This window comes from Spiroplasma sp. ald (genome assembly GCF_044714355.1).
Taxonomy (GTDB): domain Bacteria; phylum Bacillota_I; class Bacilli_A; order Mycoplasmatales; family Mycoplasmataceae; genus Spiroplasma; species Spiroplasma phoeniceum.
On the sequence record NZ_RXFY01000198.1, the window covers coordinates 1 to 498 of the forward strand.

General features: G+C 22.1%; 1 protein-coding gene. It reads left to right on the forward strand.

What is annotated here, in order from left to right; all coding sequences use genetic code 4:
* Positions 1-340: hypothetical protein (locus tag EHU54_RS06105; RefSeq protein ID WP_400249512.1), on the forward strand; the 340-nt coding region annotated here is incomplete at its 5' end.
* Positions 341-498: the final 158 nt, after the last annotated feature.

The following is a 498-nucleotide window of genomic DNA, read 5'->3' on the forward strand; positions in this document are numbered from 1 at the left end:
TACTTTACAAAAACGATCATTAAGATTACCAAAATTATATCGTTTATTTGATTATATATTTAGACATTATAAAAAATGAGATAACTTAAATGATAATAATCCAAATAATGATAATATTAGACCTTATACATTAGAATTTATTGATATTTCTATTATTAATGAAATTACTCAATCTGAGGTAATCGATAGACAAATAAATAATGGAACTATTACCCATGTTAGAGCAATTCATAAACAAGATAAAGTCACAAATAAAAAAGCACGAATGATGTATGAAGAAATTAAAAAAGAGCAAAAAGAACAATTAGAACAAGAAATGAGTTATATTGATGATGAATAAAATCAAACAAGAGAAGAAGATATTAAAGGAGATATACAATAGACTTCTTGCATAACCTATTAAAATAATTGTTTTATCAATAAAATAATCATTTATTAGTGCTTTTTTACCAGTAAGTTGTTGAAAATCAGAGTTTTTAATTAAAATATCTTCAATTC